Origin of the sequence: Pseudomonas sp. PDM19, from assembly GCF_014852215.1 — a bacterium.
Classification (GTDB): Bacteria; Pseudomonadota; Gammaproteobacteria; order Pseudomonadales; family Pseudomonadaceae; genus Pseudomonas.
In genome coordinates, this window is record NZ_JACVBG010000007.1 from 1 (window position 1) to 2818 (window position 2818).

Below are 2818 nucleotides of genomic sequence, written 5' to 3' on the forward strand. Positions count from 1 at the left end.
ATTTGCGGTTCACACGAACTTTCGGTTCGTTACGTCTTCACCGTACAACACGCAAATTGTTTGGGTGTTATATGGTCAAGCCTCACGGGCAATTAGTATCGGTTAGCTCAACGCCTCACAGCGCTTACACACCCGACCTATCAACGTCGTAGTCTTCGACGGCCCTTTAGGGGAATCAAGTTCCCAGTGAGATCTCATCTTGAGGCTAGTTTCCCGCTTAGATGCTTTCAGCGGTTATCTATTCCGAACATAGCTACCCGGCAATGCCACTGGCGTGACAACCGGAACACCAGAGGTTCGTCCACTCCGGTCCTCTCGTACTAGGAGCAGCCCCTCTCAAATCTCAAACGTCCACGGCAGATAGGGACCGAACTGTCTCACGACGTTCTAAACCCAGCTCGCGTACCACTTTAAATGGCGAACAGCCATACCCTTGGGACCGGCTTCAGCCCCAGGATGTGATGAGCCGACATCGAGGTGCCAAACACCGCCGTCGATATGAACTCTTGGGCGGTATCAGCCTGTTATCCCCGGAGTACCTTTTATCCGTTGAGCGATGGCCCTTCCATACAGAACCACCGGATCACTAAGACCTACTTTCGTACCTGCTCGACGTGTCTGTCTCGCAGTCAAGCGCGCTTTTGCCTTTATACTCTACGACCGATTTCCGACCGGTCTGAGCGCACCTTCGTACTCCTCCGTTACTCTTTAGGAGGAGACCGCCCCAGTCAAACTGCCCACCATACACTGTCCTCGATCCGGATAACGGACCAGAGTTAGAACCTCAAGCATGCCAGGGTGGTATTTCAAGGATGGCTCCACGCAGACTGGCGTCCACGCTTCAAAGCCTCCCACCTATCCTACACAAGCAGGCTCAAAGTCCAGTGCAAAGCTACAGTAAAGGTTCACGGGGTCTTTCCGTCTAGCCGCGGATACACTGCATCTTCACAGCGATTTCAATTTCACTGAGTCTCGGGTGGAGACAGCGCCGCCATCGTTACGCCATTCGTGCAGGTCGGAACTTACCCGACAAGGAATTTCGCTACCTTAGGACCGTTATAGTTACGGCCGCCGTTTACCGGGGCTTCGATCAAGAGCTTCGCTTTCGCTAACCCCATCAATTAACCTTCCGGCACCGGGCAGGCGTCACACCCTATACGTCCACTTTCGTGTTTGCAGAGTGCTGTGTTTTTAATAAACAGTCGCAGCGGCCTGGTATCTTCGACCGGCATGGGCTTACGGAGTAAATCCTTAACCCTCGCCGGCGCACCTTCTCCCGAAGTTACGGTGCCATTTTGCCTAGTTCCTTCACCCGAGTTCTCTCAAGCGCCTTGGTATTCTCTACCCAACCACCTGTGTCGGTTTGGGGTACGGTTCCTAGTTACCTGAAGCTTAGAAGCTTTTCCTGGAAGCATGGCATCAACCACTTCATCATCTAAAAGATGACTCGTCATCAGCTCTCGGCATTAAGACCCCGGATTTACCTAAGATCTCTGCCTACCACCTTAAACTTGGACAACCAACGCCAAGCTGGCCTAGCCTTCTCCGTCCCTCCATCGCAGTAACTAGAAGTACAGGAATATTAACCTGTTTCCCATCGACTACGCTCTTCAGCCTCGCCTTAGGGACCGACTAACCCTGCGTCGATTAACGTTGCGCAGGAACCCTTGGTCTTTCGGCGTGGGAGTTTTTCACTCCCATTGTCGTTACTCATGTCAGCATTCGCACTTCTGATACCTCCAGCAAGCTTCTCAACTCACCTTCACAGGCTTACAGAACGCTCCTCTACCGCGCATCTTGCGATGCACCCGTAGCTTCGGTGTATGGTTTGAGCCCCGTTACATCTTCCGCGCAGGCCGACTCGACTAGTGAGCTATTACGCTTTCTTTAAAGGGTGGCTGCTTCTAAGCCAACCTCCTAGCTGTCTAAGCCTTCCCACATCGTTTACCACTTAACCATAACTTTGGGACCTTAGCTGACGGTCTGGGTTGTTTCCCTTTTCACGACGGACGTTAGCACCCGCCGTGTGTCTCCCACGCTGACACTTCCAGGTATTCGGAGTTTGCATCGGTTTGGTAAGTCGGGATGACCCCCTAGCCGAAACAGTGCTCTACCCCCTGGAGTGATACGTGAGGCGCTACCTAAATAGCTTTCGAGGAGAACCAGCTATCTCCGAGCTTGATTAGCCTTTCACTCCGATCCACAAGTCATCCCCTACCTTTTCAACGGGAGTGGGTTCGGTCCTCCAGTCAGTGTTACCTAACCTTCAACCTGCTCATGGATAGATCGCCCGGTTTCGGGTCTATACCCAGCGACTAAAACGCCCTATTAAGACTCGCTTTCGCTACGCCTTCCCTATACGGTTAAGCTCGCCACTGAATATAAGTCGCTGACCCATTATACAAAAGGTACGCAGTCACCTAACAAAGTAGGCTCCCACTGCTTGTACGCATACGGTTTCAGGTTCTATTTCACTCCCCTCTCCGGGGTTCTTTTCGCCTTTCCCTCACGGTACTGGTTCACTATCGGTCAGTCAGTAGTATTTAGCCTTGGAGGATGGTCCCCCCATATTCAGACAAAGTTTCTCGTGCTCCGTCCTACTCGATTTCACTTCAAAGAACCTTTCACATACGGGGCTATCACCCACTATGGCCGCACTTTCCAGAGCGTTCTGTTAGATTCAAAGAAGCTTAAGGGCTAATCCCCGTTCGCTCGCCACTACTAAGGGAATCTCGGTTGATTTCTTTTCCTCAGGGTACTTAGATGTTTCAGTTCCCCTGGTTCGCCTCTTACACCTATGTATTCAGTGCAAGATACC

At 51.9% G+C, this 2818-nt stretch carries 1 rRNA gene; it reads right to left on the minus strand.

The annotated features are described in order from the left end of the window. Positions 1-71: 71 nt before the first annotated feature. Positions 72-2818: ribosomal RNA gene (locus tag IB273_RS31225) — 23S ribosomal RNA — on the minus strand; the annotation flags it as partial.